Below are 26807 nucleotides of genomic sequence, written 5' to 3' on the forward strand. Positions count from 1 at the left end.
CGTGCCCGTTTGAATGGCGCGTATTATGGCGAAACTCATGCGGCGGGTCATCCGTCACCGGCATGATGCTGTGTATCAGAAGCATGCCTGAGGAGGTGCAGTTTACGTAACGGCTCCCGCCAACGCTTTCAGCCAAGCGTTTGTTTTTATGTCAACTGCAGGCATAAGATCAGATTCTTGTCGCATTGTTACTGCAGGTTTCCCTTGCGCGGGCATGACGGGTTTTCAGAGCAAGAAGGCCATGTGCGGCGCTTTATATTATCGACAATCTGCACTCCGCTGCAGATGTCATGATGATCAGGAGGCAAGGATGCACAATGATATGAGCACGTCAGAAGCCGCATCGGATTCCAGTTCGGGTTCCGCTTCGGGAGCCATTAGTCGTGCAACGCTGATAGTGCGCGGCTTCCATCTGGATGGTTATGGGCACGTCAACAATGCCCGTTATCTGGAGTTTTACGAGGAAGGGCGCTGGGGCTACATGCTTGCGTATCTCGATCTCGACGATCTGAAGCGTGAAGGGATTGCGATGGTGGCGGTGAACGTCAATCTGGACTGGAACTATCCGGCCACGGTGCATGATGAACTGGTGATCACTACCCAGCTTTCCCATGTCGGGCGTCGCAAGATGATCATGCACCAGGAGATCCACCTCGGTGAACATCGCTTGGGTGAAGTGCATCCGCGCTCTGGCGCCCTTGTATCGCGAGCCGACTTCACCTTTGTGTTGATGAACACGACCAGTGGGCGTGCCATGCCACTGGAGGGAGATATTGCTGCGATACTGCGTCCGCTAGTGGTTGAGGGCAATGTCTGAGCGCCGATCAGGCGCAGGATCGCGACGCTGTGTTCCGCAGCGTCTCTTTGCGATGCCGTGTGGGCTGCTAGGAGAGCCCGCAAGTGGTATAATCCCGCCACTTCGGTGCCGCGGAGCTGGCACCCTGTGTCTGCTTTACGTCACTGCCGCGCTGCAGCACTGGCCCGAGAGGGTCGCTGTTGCAGTGGCGCCAACAGTTGAGTTCAAGGATTTGACGAATCATGGGTGAGATCGCCAGAGAGATACTGCCAGTCAACATTGAGGACGAGCTCAAACAGTCGTACCTCGATTACGCGATGAGCGTCATCATCGGGCGTGCCTTGCCGGATGTCCGCGATGGACTCAAACCGGTTCACCGTCGCGTGCTGTTCGCGATGCACGAACTGAGTAATGACTGGAACAAGGCCTACAAGAAATCCGCCCGTGTCGTCGGCGATGTGATCGGTAAGTATCACCCACACGGTGACAGCGCGGTCTACGACACCATCGTTCGCATGGCCCAGCATTTCTCCATGCGTTACGTACTGGTAGACGGTCAGGGTAACTTCGGTTCCATCGACGGTGACAGCGCCGCCGCCATGCGTTACACCGAGGTGCGCATGGCGCGCCTGGCGCATGAGTTGCTGGCCGATCTTGAGAAGGAGACTGTCGATTGGGTCGATAACTACGACGGTACCGAACGCATTCCTGCCGTGCTGCCGACCAAGACCCCGAACCTGCTGGTCAATGGTTCTTCTGGTATCGCGGTGGGCATGGCCACCAACATCCCGCCCCATAACATGGGCGAGGTCATCGACGGCTGTCTGGCACTGATCGACAACGGCGACATGACCATCGATGAATTGATGGAATTCATTCCGGGGCCGGACTTCCCGACCGCCGGTATCATCAATGGTCGTGCTGGCATCATTGAAGCCTATCGCACTGGCCGTGGCCGCATCTATGTGCGTTCCGTGCACACTATTGAGCACCACGACAAGACTGGCCGTGATCACATCATCATCACCGAGTTGCCTTACCAGGTGAACAAGGCGCGGTTGATCGAGAAGATCGCTGAGCTGGTGAAAGACAAGAAGATCGAAGGCATCGCTGAGCTGCGCGATGAGTCTGACAAGGACGGCTTGCGCGTGGTCATCGAGACCAAGCGTGGTGAGTCCGGCGAAGTGGTCGTCAACAACCTCTTCTCCCAGACCCAGTTGGAGACGGTATTCGGCATCAACATGGTCGCGCTGCACGACGGCCAGCCGAAAATCCTCAACATCAAGCAGATCCTCGAGTCCTTCGTGCGCCATCGCCGCGAAGTCGTGACTCGTCGTACACTATTCGAGCTCAGAAAGGCCCGTGAACGTGGTCACATTCTTGAAGGCCTCGCAGTGGCTATCTCGAACATCGACGAAGTGATCGCGATGATCAAGCGTCGCCGAGTGCTGCTGAAGCCAAGGAAAAGCTGATCTCGCGTGAATGGCAGCCGGGCCAGGTGGTCGGCATGCTTGAGCGCGCCGGTGCAACCTCCTGTCGTCCGGAAGATCTGCCTGACGGCCTCGGGCTGGCCGATGATGCCAGCAACTATCGGCTGTCACCGGCGCAGGCGCAGGCCATCCTTGAGTTGCGTCTGCATCGCCTGACTGGTCTTGAGACCGAGAAGCTGTTGGCGGAATACTCCACCATTCTCGAGCGCATCGCTGAATTGATGGCGATTCTCGGTTCTGCCGATCTGCTGATGGAAGTGATCCGCGAAGAACTGCGTGACGTACGTGCCCAGTACGCTGATGAGCGTCGCACCGAGATTCACACCAGCCGTCGTGACCTGACCATTGAAGACCTCATCAATGAGGAAGATATGGTCGTGACGGTTTCGCGGACCGGGTATGCCAAGACGCAGCCGCTGTCTGATTATCAGGCGCAGAAGCGCGGTGGCCGTGGCAAGTCCGCGACCGCGATGAAGGATGAAGATGTCATCGAGCACCTGCTGGTTGCCTCGACGCATGACACCGTGCTGCTGTTCTCCAACAAGGGCAAGGTGTACTGGCTCAAGGTCTACGAGATGCCGCAGGCTTCGCGTGGTTCGCGTGGCAAGCCGTTGGTCAACCTGATTCCGCTGGCGGAAGGTGAGTGGGTGACGACCATTCTGCCGGTGCGCGATTACGCTGCTGACAGCTACATCTTCTTTGCGACCGCCAACGGTACGGTCAAGCGTACTGCGCTCAGCCAGTTCTCGCGTCCGCGTAGCGTGGGTCTGATCGCACTGGATCTTGATGAAGGTGACCGTCTGATCGGCGCCGATATCACGTCTGGCTCTGATCACGTGATGATGCTGTCCTCCAATGGCAAGGCGATCCGCTTCGAAGAGCAGAACGTGCGTGTCATGGGGCGTACCGCACGTGGTGTTCGTGGCATGCGTCTGCTGGGCGGTGCACAGGTCATCAGCCTGATCATTCCGCGTACGACGGCGATTGATAACGATAGCGATGCTGAAATCGATGGAGCACTGGATGCTGCTATCGATGAGACGTTGGATGCGACCGCCGATACTGCGGTAGATAGTGGTGACGCTATCGCGTCGAGTGAGGCTGAGAACATCCCCGTCGAGGTGCCGCAATGCTACATCCTGACGGCTTCCGTGAATGGCTTCGGCAAGCGTACGCGTCTGGAAGAGTTCCCGCTGCGCGGTCGTGGTGGCCAGGGGGTCATCGCGATGCAGACAAGTGAGCGTAACGGTGATCTGGTCAGCGCAGTTCAGGTCAGCGATAAAGATGAGCTGATGCTGATCACCGATCGTGGCACGCTGGTGCGTACCCGTGTTTCCGAGGTGTCCACGACATCGCGTAACACCCAGGGCGTGACGCTGATCCGGACTGCGGAAGAAGAGCGTCTAGTGACCACGGTGCGTGTTGACGAGCCAGATGAAGTCGTCATCTTCGAGGAAGATGTCGTCCCCTATGAGAGGGGAGAAGGTTCGCAGAGCACCGATGAGCAGGTGCAGGCGGGCAGTGGTGGTGTAGATGATGCCGCCGCAGTAGATGATGCTGAGTCGACGGACACACCGCCGACAGACGCGGAATAAGACGCTGGATTGCGACCGCCTTCGGGGCGGTCGCTTCACTTTCGGGAAATAAGACGACATGACACGCAAGTTCAATTTCTGCGCCGGTCCTGCTGCACTACCGACCGCTGTCCTCGAACGCGCTCGCGACGAGATGCTGGATTATCAGGGACGCGGATTGTCCGTCATGGAGATGAGTCATCGCTCCGACGAATTCGTGGCCATCGCCAGTAAGGCCGAGGCTGACCTGCGCGCGTTGCTGGATATTCCGGCCAATTATCGCGTGTTGTTCATGCAGGGTGGCGCCTCGACCCAGTTTGCGGGCGTGCCGCTGAACCTGTTGGGCGCAGGCGGTGCTGCCAACTATCTGTATACCGGTATCTGGGGCAAGAAGGCGATCAAGGAGGCCGAGCATCTGGCCGTCGGCAGCCATGTGGCTGCTTCCAGCGAATCCAATGGTCTGATCGCCGTGCCGCGTCAGAATGCAATCCAGTTGTCCGGTGATGCAGGCTACCTGCACTACACCGCCAACGAGACCATCGGTGGCCTCGAGTTCGATTACATCCCCGAGGTGCCGGCGGATGTTCCGCTGGTGTGTGACATGTCGTCTTCCATCCTGTCTGGCCCGCTGGATGTCAGCCGTTTTGGCGTCATCTATGCCGGGGCTCAGAAGAACATCGGTCCGGCGGGTTTGACGTTGGTCATCGTGCGTGAAGACCTGCTGGATCGTGCCCGCAAGGACTGCCCGACCATGTTGAACTGGAAGACGGCTGCTGAAGCCGATTCCATGTTCAATACGCCGCCGACCTACGCATGGTATCTGTCTGGCCTGGTGTTCGAGTGGCTGAAGGATGAGGTGGGCGGTCTGGCAGCGATGAACGCCATCAATGATCGCAAGGCGCAGGCATTGTATGCCGCCATCGACGGCAATGATTTCTACTCCAATCCGATCGTGATCGAGAACCGCTCGCGCATGAACGTCCCCTTCGTGTTGGCTGATGATCGTCTTGATGCGACCTTCCTGGCCGAATCAGAAGCGGCGGGGCTGCTGAATCTGGCCGGTCATCGCAGCGTGGGAGGCATGCGTGCCAGCCTCTATAACGCAGTGCCGGAAGCTGCGGTCACGGCATTGGTCGATTTCATGGGCGACTTCGCGCGCGTCACGGCTAAGGGAGAGGGCAGATGTCGGATTCCAGGGGTAGTGCGGGGCAGGTCACGCTGGATGATCTGCGCGTGCGTATCGATGCCATCGATTGTGAACTCTTGAACCTGATCAGCGAGCGCGCGCGGTGTGCGCAGCAGGTCGCTGAGGTCAAGCTGGCAGCAGGCGATGTGGGTGAAGATGGCCAAGTGCAGTTCTATCGCCCCGAGCGTGAAGCCCAGGTGCTGCGTCGTATCATGGCGAGCAACCCCGGCCCGCTGAAGGGTGAGGAGATGGCGCGCCTGTTCCGCGAGATCATGTCGGCCTGTCTGGCGCTGGAGCAGCCGATCCGCCTGGCCTATCTTGGTCCGGAAGGGACGTTTACCCAGCAGGCTGCGATCAAGCACTTCGGTGACAGTGCCGTCACCAAGCCGATGGCGGCAATTGATGAAGTGTTCCGCGAAGTGGAAGCGGGGGCTGTGCAATACGGTGTAGTGCCGGTGGAAAACTCTACCGAAGGCGTCATCAATCACACGCTGGATTCGTTCATGGGCTCTCAGCTCAAGATCTCCGGTGAGGTGGTACTGCGCATTCACCATCATCTGTTGGTGGGGCCGAATACCCGTCGCGAGAAGATTTCACGCATCTATTCCCACGCGCAGTCGCTGGCTCAGTGCCGCAAGTGGCTGGATGCACACTTCCCGCATGCCGAGCGCATTGCGGTGTCCTCAAATGCGGAGGCGGCGCGTCAGGTGCGTACCGAGTGGCACAGCGCAGCGATTGCCGGTGACATGGCGGCCAAGCTCTATGAGCTTGAGAAGGTCGAGGAGAAGATCGAGGACAGCCCCGATAACTCCACGCGCTTCTTGATCATCGGTGATAGCTCAGTACCGGCCTCCGGTGACGACAAGACCTCCATTGTCGTGGCAATGCGTAACCAGCCGGGCGCGCTTCACGACTTGCTGGCACCATTCCACAAGAATCAGATCGACCTGACGCGCGTCGAGACACGTCCGTCTCGCTCAGGTGCCTGGAATTACGTGTTCTTCATCGATTTCCGCGGTCATCGTGATGATCCGCTCATCAGTGAGACGCTTGAATCGCTGCGCCAGTGTGCAGCGGACGTCAAGGTGCTGGGGTCTTACCCTGTCGGTGTATTGTGAGCCAGGCTCTGGTGAGTGCTGAAGATCAGAAGCTGGGTGAGGCTGCCCCTCTCGCTGAGCCCGCTTTGCTTGCGAGCGAGCGGCGCATTCTGCTGGTCGGATTAGGCTTGATCGGTGGCTCATTGGCAGCGGCGCTGCGTGCAGCGGGTCATCGTGGCGAGATACTGGCCTGCGATCGTGATTCCAATGAGATCTGCCTCGGCCAGCGCATGAAGCTGATCGATGGTGGCAGTACGCGTCTTGCGGCGCTGGTGCCGGGTGCCTCTCTCGTGGTGCTTTGCGTGCCGGTGATGGCGATGCAGGGGGTCATGGCAGAGTTGGCCCCACTGCTTGATGATGACGCTGTCGTGACCGATGTCGGCAGTACCAAGGGCGCGATCCGCGATGCCGCGATCGACGTATTTGATCGCATGCCTCCCTGGCTGATTTTGGGGCATCCGATTGCCGGCTCCGAGAAGAGTGGGGTGGCAGCCGCCAATCCTGAGCTCTATCGTGACCACAAGGTGATTTTGACGCCTGAACCGGACAGTGACCCACAGGCGATAGCGCGTGTCTCTGCCCTGTGGGCAGCCTGTGGTGCCGAGTTGCTGGAAATGAGCGTGACGCGTCATGACGAAGTACTGGCGCGTACCAGTCATCTGCCGCACCTGCTGGCCTTCTCGTTGGTCGACAGCCTGGCGCGTCAGGATGAACGACTGGAGATCTTCCGCTACGCTGCCGGTGGCTTTCGTGACTTCACGCGCATCGCGGGGAGTGATCCGCTGATGTGGCGCGATGTCTATCTGGCCAACCGTGATGCGGTGCTTGAGGCGCTGGACGAATTTGAGGCTGGGGTGGCACGCGTACGTGCGGCCGTGGCTACGGGTGATGGCGAGGCGATGCTGGGGATCTTTACCCGCGCCAGCCATGCCCGACAATACTTCAATACCCTTTTGACACAGACGAGCTATCAGACCATGGAACAGCAGAACGTGCGGTACCGTGCGCTGCCCGGCGGGCAGGTCCAGGGGCGCATTCGCGTGCCGGGTGACAAATCAATGTCGCATCGCTCCATCATGCTTGGCGCACTCGCCACTGGCGTGACGGAAGTCGAAGGTTTCCTCGAGGGCGAAGACAGTCTGGCGACGTTGCAAGCCTTCCGCGACATGGGTGTCGTCATCGAGGGTCCGCATCAGGGTCGCGTGACCATCCACGGCGTTGGCCTCAATGGCCTCAAGCAACCGCCGGGCCCGTTGTATGTGGGTAACTCCGGCACGGCGATGCGTTTGTTCGCGGGGCTGTTGGCCGGCCAGGCCTTTGACAGTGAGCTGACGGGCGATGCCTCGCTGACCAAGCGTCCGATGGACCGCGTCGCCAATCCGCTGCGCGAAATGGGCGCGGTGATCGATACCGCCGAGAATGGCCGTCCGCCGCTGCGTATCCACGGCAGCCAGCCGCTCAAGGGCATCCGTTATGAGATGCCGATGGCCTCTGCACAGGTCAAGTCCTGCCTGTTGTTGGCCGGTCTCTACGCCGAAGGTGAGACACGTGCCATCGAACCTGCCCCGACGCGCGACCACACCGAGCGCATGCTCAATGGCTTTGGTTACAAGGTCGAGCGTGAAGGTGCCGAGGCGTGGCTGACTGGCGGTGGTAGCCTCAGTGCCTGCCCGATAGACGTACCGGCTGACATTTCCTCCGCGACCTTCTTCCTTGTCGCGGCGGCGATCACCCCGGGATCTGATCTGGTGCTGGAGCACGTTGGCATCAATCCGACGCGCATCGGCGTGATCAACATCCTCAAGGCGATGGGCGCGAACCTGCTCGTCTCCAATGAGCGGGAAGTTGGCGGCGAGCCAGTGGCAGACCTGCATATTCGCTATGCGCCGCTCAAGGGCATCGACATCCCGGAAGATCAGGTGCCGCTGGCCATCGACGAATTCCCGGCGCTGTTCATTGCGGCGGCGAATGCCGAGGGTATGACACGTCTGCGTGGCGCCGAGGAACTTCGCGTCAAGGAATCCGATCGCATTCAGGTCATGGCAGACGGCCTGGCACAGCTGGGCATCGTGCACGAAGTCGTTGCCGATGGTATCGATATCCGTGGCGGCGCTTACGGTGGCGGTCTTGTCGACAGTCACGGTGATCATCGCATCGCGATGGCCTTCAGTGTCGCTGCGCTGCGTGCCCAGGGCGAGATCCTGATCGACGATTGTGCCAACGTGGCCACCTCCTTCCCGAACTTCGTGGCGTTAGCGACAGAAGTGGGTATGCAGGTCGAGAGTCTCGGTGCCGTGGCGCCCGGACAGGAGGCTTCATGAGCGGTGAAGCGACGCCACATCACAGCCAGATCTGCAACGCGCCGGTATTGACCCTTGATGGTCCCGGTGGGGCAGGTAAGGGCACCATCAGTCGTTTGGTCGCCGCAGGTCTTGGGTGGCATCTGTTGGACTCTGGTGCGCTGTATCGGTTGACCGCACTCGCAGCTGAGCGTCACGGCGTGGCGCTGAACGATGAAGATGCCGTAGCGACCATCGCCGAATACCTAGACGTGCAGTTCAATGCCGAGGGTGATGCCACGCGGGTGATTCTTGAAGGTGAGGATGTTACGCGTGATATTCGCCTCGAGACGGTCGGCAACAATGCTTCCATCATCGCGTCTCAGCCGCGCGTGCGTGCTGCTCTGCTGGCACGTCAGCGCGCGTTTGCGCGCGAGCCGGGTCTAGTGGCGGATGGTCGTGACATGGGGACGGTGGTATTTACCGAAGCGCCGCTCAAGATTTTCCTCACGGCATCAGCCGAGGAACGGGCGCGCAGACGTCACGTCCAGTTGCAGGAAGCGGGTGTCGATGCTAATATTTCGAGCCTTTTGACAGAAATACAGGCGCGTGATGCACGTGACATGGGTCGGGCAATTGCTCCGCTCAAGCCTGCCGATGATGGCGTGGTCCTCGATACGACGGATCTTGATATCAGTCAGGTGGTCGCACGCATTCAGCAGCTACTGGTCGAATATGGCTTGGTAGCCGCGCGCTAAACTGAAAATCTGTCAGGACAATCGACTGACTATCTGCTGCTGCATGAAAGCCTTTCTGGCTTAAGCAGTGGCAGATTTCGTTCACTTTGTGAACGAATGAACATAGCTGAACCCAGATGGTGCGCTAGTGCCATCAATCCCCCGGCCAGGTGTCATGGGGTGCATTGGCGGCAAGCTGAAAGCCGGTGTATCTCGAACCAGCGTTAACACCCCCGGGGATATGTAGATATGGCCCGTGCTTGCTGGTGGTACGGAGACTGCGGTGCAAGCCGCCCCAAACGTTGATCATTGTAGGAATACCATGAGCGAGAGCTTTGCTGAGTTATTTGAACAGTCACTCCAGGACATCAACATGGAGCCGGGCGCAATCGTGTCCGCTACCATCGTCGACATCGATGGCGACTGGATCACTGTCAATGCCGGTCTGAAATCTGAAGGTCAGATTCCGTCTGAGCAGTTCCGTGACGAAAACGGCGAGCTGTCCATCAGCATCGGCGACGAAGTCATGGTCGCACTGGAAGCCGTCGAAGATGGCTTCGGTGAGACCCGCCTGTCCCGCGAGAAGGCCAAGCGTGCCGAAGCGTGGAAAGAGCTGGAAGCAGCCTTCGAGAAAGACGAGATCGTCAAAGGCGTGATCAACGGCAAGGTCAAAGGTGGCTTTACCGTCGATATCAACACCATCCGCGCCTTCCTGCCGGGTTCTCTGGTCGATGTCCGCCCTGTGCGCGACACTGCCCACCTCGAGAACAAGGAACTGGACTTCAAGGTCATCAAGCTCGACGCCAAGCGCAACAACGTTGTCGTGTCTCGTCGTGCCGTCCTCGAAGCCGAGAACAGCGCTGAGCGTGAAGCCCTCCTGGCCACTCTGCAGGAAGGTCAGCAGATTCAGGGTATCGTCAAGAACCTGACCGACTACGGCGCCTTCGTCGACCTCGGCGGCGTTGACGGCCTGCTGCACATCACCGATATGGCATGGAAGCGCATCAAGCATCCGTCCGAGATCGTTGCTGTCGGCGACGAGATCAATGTCAAGGTGCTGAAGTTCGACCGCGAGCGCAACCGTGTGTCTCTGGGTCTCAAGCAGCTGGGCGAAGATCCGTGGGTCAACATCAAGGCGCGCTACCCGGAAGGTGCCAAGATCAACGCACGCGTCACCAACCTCACCGACTACGGCTGCTTCGCCGAGCTGGAAGAGGGCGTTGAAGGTCTGGTCCACGTCTCCGAAATGGATTGGACCAACAAGAACATCCACCCGTCCAAAGTCGTCAATGTCGGCGATGACGTGGAAGTGATGATTCTGGATATCGACGAAGAACGTCGTCGTATCTCCCTGGGTATCAAGCAGTGCACCACCAACCCGTGGGAAGACTTCAGCGGCAAGCATAACAAGGGCGATCGTGTCTCCGGTACCATCAAGTCAATCACTGACTTCGGTATCTTCATCGGTCTGGAAGGCGGCATCGACGGCCTGGTTCACCTCTCCGACATTTCCTGGAACGAAGCTGGCGAAGAAGCCGTGCGTCGTTACAAGAAGGGCGAAGAAGCTGAAGCGGTCATCCTGTCCATCGATCCGGAACGTGAGCGCATCTCTCTGGGCGTCAAGCAGCTCGAGAGCGATCCGGTCTCCGAGTACCTGGCTGTCAACGACAAGGGCGCTATCGTGTCCGGTCGTGTTGTCGACATCGATGCCAAGGAAGTTCAGGTAGAGCTGGCGACTGACGTCATCGCTATCCTGAAGGCTTCTGAAATCAGCGCTGACCGTGTCGAAGACGCGCGCAACGTCCTGAGCGTCGGCGATGCTGTCGAAGCCAAGATCGTTGGTGTGGATCGCAAGAGTCGCCTGATCAACCTGTCCGTCAAGTCCAAGGATCAGGTTGAAGCAGCACCGCGTCGCGATGCAGCCAAGCCGCGTACCCAGGAAGTCGAGAGCAACGGCCCGACGACCATCGGTGACCTGATCAAGCAGCAGCTGGGTCAGGAGTGATCCCGAGACAGCATCTCTCCTCGTGAGAGTGCTGTCCGGATCTACAGAGGTGGGTCAGACGTTGTCTAGCGCACCTCTGTCTCCGAATCGGTATCCTGCATGAGGCCTTGGCCACATGCAGGAACGAAAAAAACCGCCACCCCAAGGGGTGGCGGTTTTTTTGTGTCTACTCCACGGATTCCAGCGTGGACTAGCTAGCATGTGCTAGCCAACATGACGTCGCTGCTGCTCGGCCTGGGAGCTGGCATAGGCCATTATCTGCATCTGACGCAGAGAAATCATGCAATACAGGCTGCGATACAGCGTCGGATCCTGGTTTGGATCTGTCTGCTGAAGACGCCCTTCAAGATGCTTTATCTCTTCAGTGAGATGTTCGGTATGGCTGGTGTGTGTGGCTTTCTGAGTCATGTGAGGCGCTCCGTGAATCTTGTGTACACGAGTAGGATCAGGGTTGGCTCTTCTCTTATGCCTTGGCACGCCGCGTGTGCCTGCATGCTCGGGAGCCTTTACCTGTCACTTCTTCAGCTAGAGGTTACTGCCCATCTAGCGTAGCGGAGTCTCAAGACTGCGCCCTGATCCGTGTCAGGAAGATGACATTGCGCTCTCGACTCAATCGTTGCTGTCGGACGTGATTTCGTTTCTGTCGTTATCCTGCGCCGCGGCGGTCTGACGCTCCAGGTTAGCCAGCATTCCGCGTAGGATTGATAGCTCACGACGCGTCGGCTCAGCACGTGAAAACAGGGCGCGCAGACGTTCTTCGGTCTGTGAGTGCGGTTGATTGAGGAAGCCGGAGCCACGCAGTGCGCGGCCGAGGTGCTCATGGAAGTAGCCCAACTGTTCACGGGTTGGTAACTGGTCGTCCTCACGGCGCGCAGTAGGCTGCTCCTGCGTGTCTGAGATTGTCAGGCGCCATGCACTGCGGCATTCGTGTACTAGCACTTGGACCGCCTGAGAGACGTTCAGAATGCCGTAGGCCGGATTGGTGGGAATCGACACCTGGTGCGTGCAGCAGGCGATTTCCTCGTTGGTGAGGCCGAAACGCTCGCGCCCGAAGACCAGTGCGACTTTGCCGTCGCGCGCGGTATCGATAGCTTGTGTGGCCATCTCGCGCGGCTCATCGAAGTGTGGCAGCGGTAAGCTTCTCAGGCGAGCGCTGGCCCCGATGACCAGCTGGCAATCGCTGACCGCTTCCTCAAGGCTTTCGACGACACGTGCGTTCTCCAATAGTTCAGATGCGCCGCTGGCCATGCGCGTCGCCTCTTCATCAGGGAAGCAGCGCGGATTGACCAGCACCAAATCCTTGATGCCCATGGTCAGAATGGCACGTGCTGTGGCGCCGATATTACCGGGGTGGAAGGTCTGTACCAGCACGACGCGCAGATTGTCGAGGAGGGTGGTGGCCTGAGGAGAGGTAGGAGTGTCTGTCATGGGGAAATCCTGGGCGAGCAGTGATCGGTCGGCAGTGACCATGTGGCGCGGTGCCGGAAAAAAGGCATCTAGTGTAGCGCGGCGCGAGGAATGCGTCAGGCCACATGAGGAGGGGATGACAGGCACAAAAAAACCGCCCCTGCTTGCGCAGGAGCGGTTCGATCCACGACGAATACGTCGAGGGGTAGAGCTGGCTTACATCATGCCGCCCATACCACCCATTCCGCCCATGTCACCGCCGCCGCCAGAAGACTTGTCTTCCGGGTCTTCAGCGATCATGCACTCGGTGGTGATCATCAGGCCACCGATGGAAGCTGCGGACTGCAGTGCAGTACGCGTGACCTTGGCCGGGTCCAGCACGCCCATGGCAAACATGTCGCCGTATTCGCCAGTGGCAGCGTTGTAACCGTAGTTACCTTCGCCAGCCTTGACGTTGTTGAGCACGACAGAGGCTTCTTCACCAGCGTTGGCAACGATCTGACGCAGCGGTGCTTCCATGGCGCGCAGCGCGATGGCAATACCGTGAGTCTGGTCTTCGTTGTCGCCCTTGAGATCGACGAGCTGGTTCAGGATACGCACGAGTGCGGTACCGCCACCAGGCACGACGCCTTCTTCGACAGCGGCACGAGTGGAGTGCAGCGCATCTTCGACGCGGGCTTTCTTCTCTTTCATCTCGACTTCGGTAGCAGCACCGACGCGGATGACGGCAACGCCACCGGCCAGCTTGGCGACACGCTCCTGCAGCTTCTCGCGGTCATAATCAGAGGAGGTGTCCTCGATCTGAGCGCGGATCTGGGAAACACGTGCTTCGATATCGCCTTCGTTGCCGGCGCCATCGATGATGGTGGTGTTTTCCTTGGACATGGTCACACGCTTGGCGGTGCCCAGATGATCCAGGTTGGCTTGCTCGAGGCTGAGGCCGACTTCTTCGGAAATCACGGTGCCGCCAGTCAGAACAGCGATGTCCTGCAGCATGGCTTTGCGGCGATCACCGAAGCCCGGCGCCTTGACGGCAGCAACCTTGACGATACCGCGCATGGTGTTGACGACGAGAGTCGCCAGCGCTTCGCCTTCGATGTCTTCAGCGACGATCGCCAGCGGCTTGCCAGACTTGGCAACACCTTCCAGCACCGGCAGCAGCTCGCGGATGTTGGAGATTTTCTTGTCAACCAGCAGGATGTACGGGTCTTCGAGCTCGACCGTCATGGTGTCCTGATTGGTGACAAAGTACGGAGACAGGTAGCCACGGTCGAACTGCATGCCTTCGACCACTTCCAGCTCGTCTTCAAAGCCACGGCCTTCATCAACAGTGATGACGCCTTCCTTGCCGACTTTCTCCATCGCTTCAGCGATGATCTCGCCGATACGCGCATCGCCGTTGGCGGAGATGGTACCGACCTGAGCGATGGCCTTGGTGTCGGTGCACGGCACAGCCAGCGCACGCACGGCTTTGACGGCTTCGATAACAGCCTTGTCGATGCCACGCTTGAGATCCATCGGGTTCATGCCGGCGATCACGCCTTTCAGGCCTTCGTTGACGATGGACTGAGCCAGCACTGTTGCAGTGGTAGTACCGTCGCCTGCGACGTCAGAGGTCTTGGAAGCGACTTCCTTGACCATCTGTGCGCCCATGTTCTCGAAGCGATCCTTCAGCTCGATTTCCTTGGCAACAGACACGCCATCCTTGGTCACGGTCGGTGAACCGAAGGACTTTTCCAGTACCACGTTACGACCCTTCGGGCCGAGGGTGGTCTTGACGGCATCAGCCAGGACATTGACACCACGCGCCATGCGCTTGCGGGCATCATCGGAGAAACGAACGTCTTTTGCAGCCATTGTTATCTCTACCTTTAATCAGTAAGTCGAAGCGTTTGAACCGGAAACGCCGGAAATCAGCCTTCCACCACGGCGAGGATGTCGCTCTCGCTCATGATCAGCACCTCTTCGCCGTCGATTTTCTGCTTCTCGACGCCGTAGCCATCCTTGAAGATCACGGTGTCGCCGACTTTAACGTCTAGCGGGCGAACTTCACCGTTTTCGAGGATGCGACCGTTACCGGCAGCGAGGATTTCGCCACGGGTCGGCTTTTCTTGGGCGCTGCCGGGCAGAACGATGCCACCTGCAGTCTTCTGTTCTTCTTCCACGCGACGGACTATGACGCGATCGTGCAAGGGACGGATGTTCATTGCTCACGTTCTCCTGATGGTAAATCCCGTCAGCAGCCGGTCTTTGCCGGACAATCTGACGTTCAATGGGGTTGCCTACCGAGTGTTCAGCCACGCCGCCAAGGCTTGGCCGTTATCCATGCTTCGCATTTATGGTGGCGAGATGACAGCTTTCAAGTAGGCGATCATAAAAAAAATTCAAACTCGAAGGTTTACTGCGTCGCACAAAAGCTACACACCTGGCAGGACGACACAATATCAGGTGGGTCTTCATGATGAATCAAGGACTTGAGTGTATCTGAGCGCAGCCATCACATCATTCAGATGTGCTGCGCAGAGAATGTCCATTGGTACAAGAGTCAGTCGCCGATCATGCCGTTCACGACTGCATCATAAATCACCAGCGCAGCGTTAATCTGCACTGGTGATAGAGGGCATTGGTAGAAGTCGTCATGAGACAAGCTCGCTCGCTTGGGAGGCGAGATCGGCATTGGAACTGGCATCATTTCGCAGACGGCCAGAGGCACTGGCAGTGGATCAGAGGCGGGGCTCGTCACGGCTGATGTAATCGCCTTCCAGTGGTTGGCCGTCGCTGTGGTGTTTTTGGCCTTGCTGGTCGCCGGTACGCTGATTGTCATGCTCTGTATGAGACGTGCTGCCACTGGAGTCGCTTGCTGACGCTCCCCAGCTGCTGGCATGTGTCTGTTGTGACGGACGCGATGCCTTGAAGCGTTTCTTGAAGAAACGCGCCAGCGGGCTATTACCGCTCAAACTGCGTGTCAGCAGGCTTCGCGAGGCGGGTAGCAAGCAGAGCAGCCCGAGTGCATCAGACAGAAAGCCTGGCGCCATCAATAACGCACCACCAAAGATGAGAGCTGCGCCTTCCATCAGCTCACCAGACGGCATTTCCCCGCGTTGCAGACGCTCTTGCGCGCGCATCAGCGTGGCGCGTCCTTCACGCTTTATCAGGTGCAAACCGACGGCACCGGTAATCAGTACCATGGCAAGCGTGGGTAATAGTCCAATCTGGCTGCCGAGGCTGAACAGCACTACAAAGTCCAGCAACCCGAACAGGGTAATCACTAGCAGTATGGGCATTATGTCTCCCGGATCACGTAAGCGGCAGTGCATGCCAATCCCATAAGGGTAAACCAGCCGCCGAGCGGGGAACAGTCGCAGAATGCGGTTACTGGCCTGATAAGGATGAGCTCAGTGCGGTCTACGCTGGCGCAGTAGGGTGTGGGGTGCCATGCTATGCTGCGGTGCACCATAAATATCCTGGTGTCACTCTCGGCATGGAGTGACGAGCGCGTGCCAATAGCGTGACGAGGGCACAACGTTGAGAAAAGTGAGTCTCTTCGTTGGTCAGTTTTTCAAGCGTTGAGGCACGACACGCGCCAACCTGTTGCACTGCACCATGTGATTATTGGCGAAATTGATCACGTTTATGATTTCGGGACAATCGACACTCAATGTGATCATCGCACGGCATGCGGCGATCACCTTCGGCAGTCACATTGGACATGTCGATAGCTAATCAGGGGAGAGGAGAAATGGAGCTTAACGACAAGGTCATCGCGATTACAGGCGGTGCACGTGGGTTGGGCCTGGCGATGGCGCGATACTTGGGCAACAAGGGTGCCTTGTTGGCACTACTGGATATTGAGCAAGGCGCACTGGATGACGCTGTCGCGAGTCTGGAGGCGGCAGGGGTCAAGGCACAGGGATTCGTGGCCAATGTGGCTGATGAGACGTCTGTGACGGCGGCCTTTTCGGCCATCAAGGGGTCTTTGGGGCCGGTAAGCGGGCTAGTCAATAATGCTGGCATCACTCGCGATGGTCTGCTGATCAAGGCACGTGACGGAGTGGTGGAAAAGACAATGTCGTTGTCGAGCTGGCAGCAGGTGATTGATGTCAACCTGACGGGCGTTTTTCTGTGCACCCGTGAGGCCGCCAGTCAGATGATCGAAGCCGGCCAGCCGGGCGTGATTGTCAATATCTCCAGCATTTCACGTGCCGGTAACATGGGGCAGAGTAACTACACTGCTGCCAAGGCCGGTGTGGCGGCCATGAGCGTGACCTGGGCCAAGGAACTGGCGCGTTACAAGATACGTGTCGGGGCCGTGGCGCCGGGCTTCATTGCCACCGAGATGACGGCTGGCATGAAGCCGGAGATGCTCGACAAGATCAAGAGTGGTATTCCGATGCGGGACTTGGGGCGTCCGGAAGATATTGCGAGCAGCGTGGCGTTCATCTTTGATAATGACTACTTCACCGGTCGTGTGATTGAGTGTGATGGCGGTCTACGCATCTGATCGTCACGATTCTGGCTGCTTTGCGTGGTACATGAATCGAAAGTGCGGTATCTGAAAGCCTCCACGACCCTCCATGGTCGTGGAGCTTTTGGGTTTTCGGTGTAGCTCATCTCAATGCTTTCATCAGCTGAGATGATTGCGCTTGATGGACGATGAGGTCGGTCATGCATCCGAAAAGTGCTGTAATGCGTATGGTGAGTATCACGGTTCATTTCGTACAAGGAGTCTCGTCATGCAACGTCGCCAATTCATGGGGCTGATACTGGGAGGGGGAGCGATGCTGGCGCTGCCGAAATTGGCAGCCGCACGCCCTGACCCTGAGCTCGAGCGCTCGGCCGATATCACCGAGCTGTCGCTGAGTGACGAAGAGTGGCGTTCGCGCTTGAGTGCCGAGCAGTATCGGGTGCTGCGTGAAGAGGGCACTGAGCGTTCAGGCTCCAGTGCCCTCAACAATGAGCACCGTGAGGGCGAATACCATTGCGCCGGCTGTGATCTCGCGTTATTCACGTCCGCGGCCAAGTTTGAATCGGGCACCGGCTGGCCGAGTTTCTTTACTCATATTGATGGTCATCTATTGAGTAAGACTGACTACGGCCTGGTGTGGCCGCGTACCGAATATCACTGTGCACGTTGCGGTGGCCATCAAGGTCATGTCTTTGACGACGGCCCGAAGCCGACAGGGCTGCGCTGGTGCAATAATGGCGTAGCGCTGCGTTTCGTGCCGGCCTGATCCGATGCCAATCGCTCGCTGAGTGTGTGGCTAAAGCAATATTGGCGCTTTGTGGTAACGTGACAGCATCGTGATGCAGACGGCCCGGTCGATTCGACGACCGGGCCGTCTGCATTTTTGCCGAATGAATCCTGCTGTGAAGGGACCGACGTTTCATGGACGCTACCGTTACTGACGCCACTACCTCCCGCCCTGCACCGACGCTTTCACCTGCCACCACTGCCCGTCGTATCCAGCAAGCGCTGGCCGGCGAGCTTGGCGTACGTGAAGAACAGATCAGTGCCACTGTCGAGCTGCTGGATGGCGGTGCCACCGTGCCGTTCATCTCTCGCTACCGCAAAGAAGCGACTGGCGGGCTTGATGACACCCAGATGCGTCTTCTGGAAGAGCGGCTGCGCTATCTGCGTGAGCTGGAAGACCGCCGTCAGGTGGTATTGGAGTCCATTGCTGAGCAGAACAAGCTGGATGCGGTGCTGGAGCGCGATATCCTGGCAGCTGATAGCAAGCAGCGGCTGGAAGATCTCTATCTGCCTTATCGCAAGAAGCGTCGCACCAAGGCCCAGATTGCACGTGAGGCAGGGCTTGAGCCGTTGGCTGATGCACTGTTGGCAGATCCGACGCTTGACCCCGAAGCGCAAGCCGCAAGGTATGTTGATGCAGGGAAAGACGTCGCTGATACCAAGGCCGCGCTGGACGGTGCCAAGCAGGTTCTGATGGAACGCTTCGCGGAAGATGCCGCACTGGTCGGGCGTCTGCGTCAGCGGTTGTGGGATGACGGTATCCTTAGCGCACGCATGATGAAGGGTAAGGAGCAGGAGGGCGCCAAGTTCTCTGATTACTTTGAGCATGATGAGGCGCTGCACAAGGCACCGTCACATCGTGCGCTGGCCATGCTGCGTGGGCGTAACGAAGGCATATTGAGCCTGGCACTCAAGTTGCCGGATGAAGATGAGCTGCCGCGCCACCCGATGGAGGGTGCTATTGCGCATCACTTCACTATCGAAGATCACGGGCGTGCAGCAGATCGTTGGCTGAAAGAGGTGGTGCGCTGGACCTGGCGCGTCAAGCTCTATACCCATCTGGAAAGTGAGTTGGTCGGTCGCCTGCGTGAACGCGCTGAACTTGAAGCCATTCAGGTCTTTGCCGATAACCTCAAGGACTTGTTGCTGGCCGCGCCAGCGGGCCCCAAGGCGACGATGGGGCTAGACCCCGGCCTGCGTACCGGCGTCAAGATCGCCGTTGTTGATGCCACCGGTAAGTATGTGGATCAGGCGACTATCTATCCGCATCCACCACACAATCGTTGGGATGCCTCAGTGGCTGAGTTGGTGCGTTTGGTTGAGCGCCATGATGTTGAACTGCTTGCCATCGGCAACGGTACTGCCTCTCGTGAGACCGACAAGCTGGCGGCGGATGTATTGACGCGTCTCGCCGGGCGGCGCCTGCAGAAGGTGATGGTCAACGAGGCAGGGGCGTCCATCTACTCCGCCTCGGAATATGCCGCGCGCGAGTTCCCGGATCTGGATGTGACCATTCGTGGCGCGGTCTCCATCGCACGCCGCTTGCAGGACCCACTCGGTGAGCTGGTCAAGATTGAGCCCAAGTCCATCGGGGTCGGCCAGTATCAGCATGATGTCAGCCAAGTGCAGTTGGGACGTAGTCTGGAAGCGGTCGTCGAGGATTGCGTGAATGGGGTTGGGGTGGATCTCAACATGGCGTCCAGCGCATTACTGTCGCGTGTAGCGGGACTCAATATCACGTTGGCCGAGAATATCGTTGCGCATCGAGATGCCAATGGCCGCTTCAGCTCACGCAAGGAGCTGCTGAAGGTGAGCCGCCTCGGGCCGCGTACGTTTGAACAGTGTGCCGGCTTCCTGCGTATCGCCGAGGGTGAGAACCCGCTGGATGCCAGCGCCGTTCACCCTGAGGCCTACCCGCTGGTCGAGCGTATCGCCAGGGCGCATGGCCGTGAGCTGCCCAGCCTGCTGGGCGATAGCACCTTCCTGCGAACCGTGAAGCCTGCTGAATTCATCGATGAAAATTTCGGCCTGCCGACAGTGACCGATATTCTGCGTGAGCTAGACAAGCCGGGACGTGATCCGCGTCCAGAATTCCGCTTCGCCGAGTTCAAGGAAGGTGTCGAGAAGCTTAAAGATCTTGAACCAGGCATGAAGCTCGAGGGCGTCGTGACCAACGTGACTCACTTTGGAGCCTTCATCGACATCGGTGTGCATCAGGATGGACTGGTGCATATTTCGGCGCTATCCGAGAAGTTTGTCTCTGACCCACGTGAAGTGGTCAAGGCGGGTGACATCGTCACCGTCAAGGTGATGGAAGTCGATATTCCGCGTGCCCGTATCGCATTGAGCATGCGCATGAGTGATACCCCAGGCAGCAAGGAATCCCGTAACGAAGGGCGTCGTGGAGGGGATGGAGCAAATGGTAGTCGTGGGCGCCAAACGACTGGTGGCCAGAATCGCAGCGGAAATGCAGGCGGTAATCAGGCTGGTGGCGGAGCAGCACCAGCCAACAATGCAATGGCTGCCGCACTGCTCAATGCTCGCAAACCGAAATCATAAGCCTTGAAAGCATTTTTTACGCGCCCATAATGTGGGCATACTGACAGACGCGAACGGTGACTGCCGTTCGCGTCTTGCATGGCATACAGCGCATGACGCGAGCCATGGTCATCCAATTCGACCGGAGAGGCTGGGCTTCTCCCCATGCGAAAGGGTTAATACCTTGTCCGAGCAACTCGCGTCCGCCATTGCGCGACTAAAGGCCCCCGCCCGTCAGGGACTCTTCGGGCGCCTGCGTCGTGGTATCGAGAAGGAAGGCTTGCGGGTCAACGCTGACGGTCAGATCAGCCAGACTTCGCATCCGCGTGCACTAGGCTCCAAGCTGACTCACCCGTATATCACCACGGATTATTCTGAGTCATTGCTCGAATACATCACGCCAGTGTTTACCCGCCCGAAGGATTCGCTGGAGTTTCTGGCGGACCTGCATCGCTTCAGTTACCGCAATCTGGGTGATGAGCTGATCTGGCCAGCGAGCATGCCGCCGCGTCTGAATGGTAACGACAGTGTGCCGATTGCCGACTACGGCACCTCCAATAGCGGCACCATGAAACATATCTACCGCAAGGGTCTGGATGTCCGCTACGGACGCATCATGCAGTCCATTGCCGGAATTCATTACAACTTCTCGTTGCCGGATGATTTCTGGGTGCTGCTACAGCGCCTTGAAGGTGCAGAGGGGGAGGATGCACGTGATTTTCGCTCGCGTCGCTACTTCGAGTTGATACGCAACTTCCGCCGTCATAGCTGGATTCTGCTCTATCTGTTTGGTGCTTCACCGGGGGTTGACGAGAGTTTCCTCGATGGCGGTAACGATGATCGCCTCAAGCGTCAGGCGGACCGCAGTCTGGTCTCGGCATACGCGACCAGCTTGCGGATGTCTGATCTCGGGTATCAAAACAAGGTGCAGGCTCAGCTCAAGATCTGCTTCAACTCTCTGGACAACTTCGTCGGGACGCTGCGTCACGCCATCGTCACGCCGTGGAAGGATTACGAGAAGCTGGGAGTGAAGCAGACAGATGGCAGCTGGTCGCAGCTCTCCAGCAGTATTCTTCAGATCGAGAACGAATATTACTCGGATATTCGTCCCAAGCGTGTCACCAAGCAGAACGAGACACCGAGTCAGGCGTTGGAAGGGCGTGGCGTCGAGTACATCGAAGTACGTTGTCTGGATCTCAACCCGTTTCTGCCGTTGGGCATCGATGAGACTCAGATTCGTTTCCTCGATACCTTCCTCATCTGGTGTTTGCTGACGGAAAGTCCGTGGATCGATGATGAAGAGTGCGCGAATCTCGATAACAGCAAGCGTCGTGTTGTCGAGGCGGGTCGTGATCCGTCGTTGACTCTCAACGTCAAGGGCGAGGAGCGCAAGCTGCGTGAGATTGCCGCCAACGTGATGGATGAGCTGGGTGAAGTCGCTGGCCTGTTGGATGGCGATGACAAGGCGGGTAGTGCGCACCGTGATGCTCTCGCGGCACTGGCGCCGCGCTTCGATCAACCGGACAGCACGCCCTCTGGTCGCTTGCTGACCAGCATGATCGACAATGGCAGCAATTTCGTCGATGAGGTGATGGGGCTGGCGCGCGGTCAGGCCGAGCAATTCAAGGCTGAGCCAATGGAGCGCGCGCGCGGTTATCTGCTGGACCAGCTGGTTGAGACCTCCCTGCAGCAGCAGGGGGATATCGAGGCAGGTGACCATCAGGACTTCGATACCTTCATGGCCGAGTACTTTGCCTCTGCTCACGCCACGCAACCCGCTTGATTATCAGGCGCAACGCCAATTCATGTTCAGGTCATCAGGCCAAGGCATGATGGGGTGTATCTGTTGATGGTGGCATGACTTGGTGTCAGGTCATGGACGTACCGCTACCGGCGCCTTCTTTTGGAGCGCCGGTAGCGTATCCAGCCTTGAGAATGTCCCGATACACTGATCAGATCTCTCGTTTCTCTCTTATTCATCACGACTCCTGACGGAGTCCAGACAAGCAAGGACAGCAAATGGCACAGACGGAACATGATTCAGGGCAGCAGGCGGCGGGTAGCAAGGGAGGCCTGGCACATTGGAACGGGCGTCAGTGGTGCCTGCTGGGGGCGCTGGGGTGCGCGTTGCTGCTCGGTGTCGCCTTCGTGCTGCAGTTTGCCTTTGGAATGGCGCCGTGTTCGCTGTGTATTTTCCAGCGCGTTGCAGTGGCCGTCGCGGGCGCATTCTTCCTGCTGGGGGCATTGCATGGCCCCGGGCGTATCGGCACACGTATCTACGCGCTAGGTGCCCTCGCGGGGACTATCGGCGCTATCGTGCTGGCAGGCCGCCATGTCTGGTTGCAGTCGCTGCCGCCGGACCAAGTGCCGAGCTGTGGCCCGGGCCTGAACTACATGCTGGAAGTGTTGCCGGTCTGGGATGTGATTACCCAGGTGTTGAATGCTTCCGGGGAATGCGCTCAAATCAGTGGTCAGCTACTTGGGCTGTCGATTCCCGAATGGTCGCTGATGGGCTTCTGCGGATTAGCACTGGTGCCGCTGGCGATGCTGTGGAGCAGCTTTCGCCGTTGAAGCCACACACCCTGACATCATGGTGGGGGGTTGGCAGCGCTGAATGCATAGAGGATAGTGGGTTGGCAGCGGGTCTGGCCGAGAGCGGCAGGCCTATCCTGATCGGGTTATGCCAGAGGAGGCGCCCATGCTGGAGGAATGCACCACTGCGGCGGAACGCTTTCGTGGCGTTCATCAGCTGATAGATCGCTGGCTGGACCAGCGCCGCGAAATGCTGGTCAGCTTCATGGACCTGCACGAGGCTTGTGTGAGTGATCTTGATCAGCTGGACATGACGCGCGTCAATCGCTTCATTGAGCTGTTGATGGATTACATCTCGGCAGGACATTTCGAGGTTTATCCTCAGCTCAAGGAAGAGGGGCGCGTGTTTGAGGATACGAATGCGCTGGCAGTGGCTGACAAGCTGATGCTGCGTCTTGAGCCTTCCACTGAGCTGGTACTGTCCTTCGATGAGGATTTCTCTAGCCCGACCCGTTGTCAGCACTATCGTGCACGTCTGCCGGAATGGCTGGCACGACTGCAGGAAGGTCTGACTGAGCGCTTCGCGCTGGAAGACCAACTGATTCAGCGTCTGCACGCTGTACACGAACCGGCATGCCAGACGCGTCAGCAGCCAGTGGCCTGACATCAATACGCAGCGCCATGCGTCTCGCGCGCACCTTGCAGTTATAAAAAAACCGCCAGCATTTGCTGGCGGTTTTTTTATGGTGCTCATCGTGACGAACGCTAGCTACAGTTACATCAGCGAGGAGGCTTCCGGACGTTCAAGCTCGGTCAGCTCGATTTCGCCGGTCAGCAGGTCGCGCTCGAAGGCTTCCATGTCGATATTGAAGCCCAGGAATTCCTGGGCGAGGAACATGTCCTTCTCGGCATTGCCCAAGCAGCTGGTACCCCCCGGTGACGGCGTCATGTTGAAGACGATACCGGTGCCCGGGTTGATCTTGGCTTCGCCCATGACAAGCTTCTGCTTGCTCTTGTCGATCAACTGCGGGCGAACGCCACCGAAGCCCTTGGCGAAGCTGACATCCTTGACTTCCAGGCTCGGTACGATCTTCTTGATGTCGCCGTGGAACAGGCGCTCACGCAGTATTGGCACTTCAAACATGAAGTTCTTGAAGATGTAGTTGCGAATGTCGCGCACCTTCATCAGGTCCCATAGGGCCTTGACGACGTTACGGTCCAAACGCAGCACCTTGAGAAACTCCCAGAAGGTCTTGCCGTTGTAGCGCTCAAGCAGCGGCAGCATCAAGGCGGTCGGCCCGAAGCGAGTCTTGCCTTCTACCAGCACATCCGGGTCACCATGGACGGCAGCAAACGGCAGGTTCTCGTTCTGGATGGTATAGACCTTGCCGTTGAGCACCTTCGGTGTGAAGTAGAAGGAGCCCGCCATCGGCAGGCATGACTTGTCCAGCCCGTAGCCCATCTTGTGCGCGAACAGCAGAGAGTGGCCACCGGCGCTGACGACGACGTAACGTGCGGTGAGTTCGCCCTTGTCGGTCTTGACCTTGTAGACATCGCCTTCCTTGCGGATGTCTTCCACTGCGGTAGACAGGCGTACATCGAAGTTCATGCCCTTGTCTGCCGCTGCTTTCTCACCTTCGCTGACGAAGGCTTCAGACAGTGTGGTGTAGTTGACGGCGGTATATTCGTCGGTAGAGCCCAGTGCGACGATTTCCTCGTCCGGACGACGACCCTCGACCACCTTCGGTTCCTGCACGGCGATATCGTCGCGCTCAAGTAGTTTGAGGTTCGGGAACAGTTCTTTGAAGGTATCGAAGCGCTTGCGCAGGAACTGGCATTCCTTGGCCCCGACCGCCAGTACCATTTTCGGGTACTTGTAGACGATATGGTCGCGCTTTTCAGCAGCAAGCTTGGTGGAGAAATTGACCACCATCCCTGCGGTGCGCTTGGTCACGCGCGCCTTCTCGACCGTGTAGTTGGTCTCGATATCGCCGCAGTGAATGGTCTGGGAGTTGTTACGGCCGTGCGAGTTGACGATCGCGACGTGGTCGTATTTTTCCACAAGTCCAACCGATTTGAGATCGGTATAGCGGGCGAGTTCATAGAGAAGGGCGGTGCCGGACACGCCGCCACCTACAATCAGGACATCGTATGTCGTTGAGGACATGGCTGCTCACGCTCAAGGTTGGTGAGGGACATCCCCCGAAGCCCGACCGGGCTACCGGGGGCCGTCCTGCCGTGGCAGGGCAACATGTGCCCCGTCAGGCTCGACGGTTCGATGGATAAACATTATAGACACATCTGCAGCGAAATGATTTAGCAAATAAGGTCGACTTTATGGTGAAGGCTTGTAACCACATGAAAACCTTATAGCTGAGTCTGTATCGCCTTATATGTCTATAAAATCCATATTAAACAGTAGGTTATTGATCTCTTAGCGAGATGATTCGCCAGTTGCGCTCTTGGGCCGCAGCGCGTAGTTGCTCATCTGGGTCTACTGCGATGGCAGTATCGACACGCTCGAGTAGCGGTAAATCATTGATTGAGTCGCTGTAGAAGGTGCTGCCGTCGAGTGTATGGTCACGTTCGGACAGCCATTCCTCGAGACGCGTCACCTTGCCCGCCTGAAAGCTGGGAACACCGCTGACTCGGCCGGTATAGCGCCCGTCAATGACTTCGGGCTCGATGGCGATCAGTTCATCCACGCCAAGGCGCTCGGCGATCGGCGCAGTAATGAAGCGGTTGGTTGCTGTGATGATCAGGAGCGTGTCGCCGCGGGCGCGATGGCGAGCCAGTAGCTCTTCGGCGCGTGGCAAGATGATCGGCTCGATCTTGGCAGCCATGAATTGCTGATGCCAAGCGGCGAGTTGTTCAGGGCTATTCTCGGCCAATGGCTTGAGTGAGAAGGCCAGGTATTCGTGAATATCCAGCTCGCCGCTTTGGTAAAGCTGGAAATAGCGCTCGTTGGCTTCACGGTATATTTTGGCGTCGACAGCGCCCTGCTCGACCAGAAATTCGCCCCAGGCATGATCACTGTCCCCGGCGATCAGGGTATTGTCGAGATCAAAGATGGCCAGACTCACGGAAAACTCCTTGCTCTGCCCAGCCTGTAAACGGCGGGCAACAGACGCAGACAATCTGGCGTGGCATGGTGCCAGCCCAGTGTTTACGCGGGTGTACGGAGGCCGAGGATGTTTTTTCGGCGACTGTGTTGCACTGCAATACGATGGTAGATGCGATTATTGCAGACGTGCTCCGGCTTTCACACCGCCAAACCGTGTATTGAAGCGCTTTCAGCCTTTGTGGAAGAATGGTTTCAATTAACGAATCAAAGGTGACATCCGTGATCGACGCTGACGGCTTTCGCCCCAACGTTGGCATCATCATTGCCAACTGTGAGGGCCAGCTGCTCTGGGCGCGCCGGGTAGGACAGAATGCGTGGCAGTTTCCTCAAGGGGGCATCAAGCCAAACGAGACACCGCAACAGGCGTTGTATCGCGAACTCGAAGAAGAGATCGGCCTGAAAGCTGAAGATGTCGAGATACTGGCCTGCACTCGAGGATGGCTGCGCTACCGGTTACCCAGACGCATGGTTAGAACGCACTCCCGACCAATCTGTATTGGTCAGAAGCAAAAGTGGTTCCTGCTACAGATTCGCTGCCAGGATAGCCGCGTAAGTGTAGATAAGACGCCCAAGCCAGAATTCGATGGCTGGCGCTGGGTAAGCTACTGGTATCCATTAGGACAGGTGGTCGCTTTCAAGCGAGAGGTCTATCGACGCGCTCTACGTGAGCTGGCGCCTCGTTTGCAGCGACTGGTAGATACCGAGCATGACATGATACCCATGGCGCCGGAGGAGGCTTTCTCTCGCGACTCACGTGATTCACGCGGCCCATGTGACAGCGCGCCGGACTC

21 protein-coding genes and 1 pseudogene are annotated in these 26807 nt (G+C 58.1%); 15 read left to right on the forward strand and 7 right to left on the reverse strand.

Translation table 11 applies throughout. From position 1 onward, the window contains the following. The first annotated feature begins 310 nt into the window (after positions 1-310). The 8 genes from BF12_RS0103505 to rpsA all read left to right on the forward strand — a co-directional run bounded on the left by BF12_RS0103505 (position 311) and on the right by rpsA (position 11164). Positions 311-817 carry a thioesterase family protein gene (locus BF12_RS0103505; protein ID WP_024951063.1) on the forward strand — a complete coding sequence of 169 codons (507 nt, stop codon included), beginning with the start codon at positions 311-313 and terminating at the stop codon, positions 815-817. Between the two features lie 221 nt (positions 818-1038). Continuing rightward, entirely contained in the window at positions 1039-2268 is a 1230-nt protein-coding gene (locus BF12_RS23665; protein ID WP_439644465.1) for a DNA gyrase subunit A, read from the forward strand. A 389-nt stretch (positions 2269-2657) separates the two neighbouring features. Then, positions 2658-3881 (forward strand): DNA gyrase C-terminal beta-propeller domain-containing protein, encoded by a 1224-nt coding sequence (locus tag BF12_RS23670; protein ID WP_439644472.1) that lies wholly within the window; start codon positions 2658-2660, stop codon positions 3879-3881. 58 nt (positions 3882-3939) lie between these two features. Then, the gene (gene serC, locus BF12_RS18540; RefSeq protein WP_084487969.1) at positions 3940-5127 is read left to right on the forward strand and encodes a 3-phosphoserine/phosphohydroxythreonine transaminase; all 1188 of its coding nucleotides are present in this window, start codon (positions 3940-3942) and stop codon (positions 5125-5127) included. After that, entirely contained in the window at positions 5043-6164 is a 1122-nt protein-coding gene (pheA, locus tag BF12_RS0103520) for a prephenate dehydratase (protein ID WP_024951064.1), read from the forward strand. The genes serC and pheA overlap by 85 nt, the downstream gene beginning before the upstream one ends. Positions 6165-6229: 65 nt before the next feature. Beyond that, a complete protein-coding gene (locus BF12_RS0103525) occupies positions 6230-8464 on the forward strand; it encodes a bifunctional prephenate dehydrogenase/3-phosphoshikimate 1-carboxyvinyltransferase (protein WP_035158946.1) in 2235 nt (744 codons plus the stop codon). Next, on the forward strand, positions 8461-9180 hold the full coding sequence (cmk, locus tag BF12_RS0103530) for a (d)CMP kinase (RefSeq protein WP_024951066.1): 720 nt from the start codon (positions 8461-8463) through the stop codon (positions 9178-9180). Before BF12_RS0103525 ends, cmk begins: the two co-directional genes overlap by 4 nt. Positions 9181-9481: 301 nt before the next feature. Further along, on the forward strand, positions 9482-11164 hold the full coding sequence (gene rpsA / locus BF12_RS0103535) for a 30S ribosomal protein S1 (RefSeq protein ID WP_024951067.1): 1683 nt from the start codon (positions 9482-9484) through the stop codon (positions 11162-11164). Positions 11165-11368: 204 nt separating this feature from the next. Here rpsA and BF12_RS0103540 read toward each other — a convergent pair whose 3' ends face one another. From BF12_RS0103540 to BF12_RS0103570, 5 genes are all read right to left on the reverse strand, one after another. Next, positions 11369-11572, reverse strand: a complete 204-nt coding sequence (locus tag BF12_RS0103540) for a hypothetical protein (protein WP_024951068.1) — start codon at positions 11570-11572, stop codon at positions 11369-11371. A 201-nt stretch (positions 11573-11773) separates the two neighbouring features. Next, complete coding sequence (locus BF12_RS0103545; protein ID WP_024951069.1) at positions 11774-12592, reverse strand: RNA methyltransferase; 819 nt, start codon at positions 12590-12592, stop codon at positions 11774-11776. Between the two features lie 195 nt (positions 12593-12787). Beyond that, a complete protein-coding gene (gene groL, locus BF12_RS0103550; RefSeq protein ID WP_024951070.1) occupies positions 12788-14428 on the reverse strand; it encodes a chaperonin GroEL in 1641 nt (546 codons plus the stop codon). A 56-nt stretch (positions 14429-14484) separates the two neighbouring features. After that, positions 14485-14778, reverse strand: coding sequence for a co-chaperone GroES (locus tag BF12_RS0103555; protein WP_024951071.1), 294 nt, complete (start codon positions 14776-14778; stop codon positions 14485-14487). 516 nt (positions 14779-15294) lie between these two features. Beyond that, complete coding sequence (locus BF12_RS0103570) at positions 15295-15855, reverse strand: FxsA family protein (protein ID WP_024951072.1); 561 nt, start codon at positions 15853-15855, stop codon at positions 15295-15297. 455 nt (positions 15856-16310) lie between these two features. Here BF12_RS0103570 and BF12_RS0103580 point away from each other — a divergent pair, with 455 nt between their 5' ends. From BF12_RS0103580 to rsd, 6 genes are all read left to right on the forward strand, one after another. Further along, complete coding sequence (locus tag BF12_RS0103580) at positions 16311-17072, forward strand: SDR family oxidoreductase (protein ID WP_024951073.1); 762 nt, start codon at positions 16311-16313, stop codon at positions 17070-17072. A gap of 232 nt (positions 17073-17304) precedes the next feature. Continuing rightward, positions 17305-17802 carry a peptide-methionine (R)-S-oxide reductase MsrB gene (gene msrB, locus BF12_RS0103585; RefSeq protein ID WP_024951074.1) on the forward strand — a complete coding sequence of 166 codons (498 nt, stop codon included), beginning with the start codon at positions 17305-17307 and terminating at the stop codon, positions 17800-17802. Positions 17803-17957: 155 nt separating this feature from the next. Beyond that, positions 17958-20381 carry a Tex family protein gene (locus tag BF12_RS0103590; RefSeq protein WP_024951075.1) on the forward strand — a complete coding sequence of 808 codons (2424 nt, stop codon included), beginning with the start codon at positions 17958-17960 and terminating at the stop codon, positions 20379-20381. A gap of 163 nt (positions 20382-20544) precedes the next feature. Next, on the forward strand, positions 20545-22143 hold the full coding sequence (gene gshA, locus BF12_RS18545) for a glutamate--cysteine ligase (protein ID WP_084487956.1): 1599 nt from the start codon (positions 20545-20547) through the stop codon (positions 22141-22143). Positions 22144-22379: 236 nt separating this feature from the next. Then, positions 22380-22931, forward strand: a complete 552-nt coding sequence (locus BF12_RS0103600; RefSeq protein WP_084487957.1) for a disulfide bond formation protein B — start codon at positions 22380-22382, stop codon at positions 22929-22931. Positions 22932-23058: 127 nt separating this feature from the next. Then, positions 23059-23556 carry a sigma D regulator gene (gene rsd / locus BF12_RS0103605; RefSeq protein ID WP_024951077.1) on the forward strand — a complete coding sequence of 166 codons (498 nt, stop codon included), beginning with the start codon at positions 23059-23061 and terminating at the stop codon, positions 23554-23556. Positions 23557-23667: 111 nt separating this feature from the next. Here rsd and BF12_RS0103610 read toward each other — a convergent pair whose 3' ends face one another. Both BF12_RS0103610 and BF12_RS0103615 read right to left on the reverse strand, forming a co-directional pair. Beyond that, positions 23668-25059, reverse strand: a complete 1392-nt coding sequence (locus tag BF12_RS0103610; protein WP_024951078.1) for an FAD-dependent oxidoreductase — start codon at positions 25057-25059, stop codon at positions 23668-23670. A gap of 256 nt (positions 25060-25315) precedes the next feature. Beyond that, positions 25316-25975, reverse strand: coding sequence for a histidinol-phosphatase (locus BF12_RS0103615; RefSeq protein ID WP_024951079.1), 660 nt, complete (start codon positions 25973-25975; stop codon positions 25316-25318). A 260-nt stretch (positions 25976-26235) separates the two neighbouring features. Here BF12_RS0103615 and BF12_RS18550 point away from each other — a divergent pair. Further along, positions 26236-26709 (forward strand): annotated as a pseudogene (locus BF12_RS18550) (RNA pyrophosphohydrolase); the annotation flags it as partial. Positions 26710-26807 lie beyond the last annotated feature (98 nt).

Source organism: Cobetia crustatorum (assembly GCF_000591415.1).
In the GTDB taxonomy this organism is placed as follows: Bacteria; Pseudomonadota; Gammaproteobacteria; order Pseudomonadales; family Halomonadaceae; genus Cobetia; species Cobetia crustatorum.

Bases quoted from the DNA above. Each gene is read 5' to 3' on its own strand.
- BF12_RS0103505 (WP_024951063.1), top strand. From the start codon at position 311: ATGCACAATGATATGAGCACGTCAGAAGCCGCATCGGATTCCAGTTCG.
- BF12_RS23665 (WP_439644465.1), top strand. From the start codon at position 1,039: ATGGGTGAGATCGCCAGAGAGATACTGCCAGTCAACATTGAGGACGAG.
- BF12_RS23670 (WP_439644472.1), top strand. From the start codon at position 2,658: ATGGTCGTGACGGTTTCGCGGACCGGGTATGCCAAGACGCAGCCGCTG.
- serC (WP_084487969.1), top strand. From the start codon at position 3,940: ATGACACGCAAGTTCAATTTCTGCGCCGGTCCTGCTGCACTACCGACC.
- pheA (WP_024951064.1), top strand. From the start codon at position 5,043: ATGTCGGATTCCAGGGGTAGTGCGGGGCAGGTCACGCTGGATGATCTG.
- cmk (WP_024951066.1), top strand. From the start codon at position 8,461: ATGAGCGGTGAAGCGACGCCACATCACAGCCAGATCTGCAACGCGCCG.
- rpsA (WP_024951067.1), top strand. From the start codon at position 9,482: ATGAGCGAGAGCTTTGCTGAGTTATTTGAACAGTCACTCCAGGACATC.
- BF12_RS0103540 (WP_024951068.1), bottom strand. From the start codon at position 11,572: ATGACTCAGAAAGCCACACACACCAGCCATACCGAACATCTCACTGAA.
- BF12_RS0103545 (WP_024951069.1), bottom strand. From the start codon at position 12,592: ATGACAGACACTCCTACCTCTCCTCAGGCCACCACCCTCCTCGACAAT.
- groL (WP_024951070.1), bottom strand. From the start codon at position 14,428: ATGGCTGCAAAAGACGTTCGTTTCTCCGATGATGCCCGCAAGCGCATG.
- BF12_RS0103555 (WP_024951071.1), bottom strand. From the start codon at position 14,778: ATGAACATCCGTCCCTTGCACGATCGCGTCATAGTCCGTCGCGTGGAA.
- BF12_RS0103570 (WP_024951072.1), bottom strand. From the start codon at position 15,855: ATGCCCATACTGCTAGTGATTACCCTGTTCGGGTTGCTGGACTTTGTA.
- BF12_RS0103580 (WP_024951073.1), top strand. From the start codon at position 16,311: ATGGAGCTTAACGACAAGGTCATCGCGATTACAGGCGGTGCACGTGGG.
- msrB (WP_024951074.1), top strand. From the start codon at position 17,305: ATGCAACGTCGCCAATTCATGGGGCTGATACTGGGAGGGGGAGCGATG.
- BF12_RS0103590 (WP_024951075.1), top strand. From the start codon at position 17,958: ATGGACGCTACCGTTACTGACGCCACTACCTCCCGCCCTGCACCGACG.
- BF12_RS0103600 (WP_084487957.1), top strand. From the start codon at position 22,380: ATGGCACAGACGGAACATGATTCAGGGCAGCAGGCGGCGGGTAGCAAG.
- rsd (WP_024951077.1), top strand. From the start codon at position 23,059: ATGCTGGAGGAATGCACCACTGCGGCGGAACGCTTTCGTGGCGTTCAT.
- BF12_RS0103610 (WP_024951078.1), bottom strand. From the start codon at position 25,059: ATGTCCTCAACGACATACGATGTCCTGATTGTAGGTGGCGGCGTGTCC.